This window comes from Vibrio sp. 2134-1 (genome assembly GCF_033339495.1).
This window is the reverse complement of record NZ_JAWOUS010000552.1, coordinates 1-642: the sequence shown is the minus strand read 5'-3', so window position 1 is coordinate 642 and position 642 is coordinate 1. Positions and strand designations below refer to the sequence as shown.

General features: G+C 48.4%; 1 protein-coding gene. It reads right to left on the bottom strand.

Annotated features, from left to right (window positions below; all coding sequences use genetic code 11):
- Positions 1-642 (bottom strand): fimbria/pilus outer membrane usher protein (locus tag R7R78_RS27175; protein ID WP_225474744.1); only part of this gene is annotated, 642 nt, incomplete at both ends.

The window sequence follows — 642 nt, the reverse complement described above, 5'->3', positions numbered from 1 at the left end:
CGCACCAATACTGGCACTGTAGGAAGTAAATCCTGTTTTCAACAAATCGGAAGATAGGAAAAACGGGCTGGTCATGACCGTTTGTCGGCCTTGAGCATCAGTCGCAATGACGGTTGCTTCACCCGCGCCAGAGATCATGGGAATGTCGTTAATAACGAAAGGGCCTGGCCCGACGGCCATTGAGTCGGTTTTAAAGCCATTGATGAATAAATCCAAGGTCGTGGGCGCAGTGACCTCACCATAAAACGCTGGCAATGGCGTCGTCACTACGTCGGGGCGCATAGAAAAGTCATGCGACAACTGAATGCCCGCCATTCTCACCGGCTGACTCCAAGACAAAGGACGGACGATGTAGTCTCCGACTTCCAAACGAAGTCGGCGCGCCTGATTGGCGTACTCATACCCTGTATCGAAACGGGTGTATTGACTGCTTTGCTGAGACTGAACATCGCGGTGAAAATTGGATTTAAATATTCCCGTTGTAGAAAAAACACCAAACTCAGAAAAGGCTCTGATTTCATGATCGATAGAAACCTCCTTTTGTTGGCTTTCGTTTTCATACACCCCAAAAACGTTGTAGTTAAACAGTCCCCCACGACCAAACTTAGCTGGAGAAAATCGCCCCATATCGTGTGCAGATAA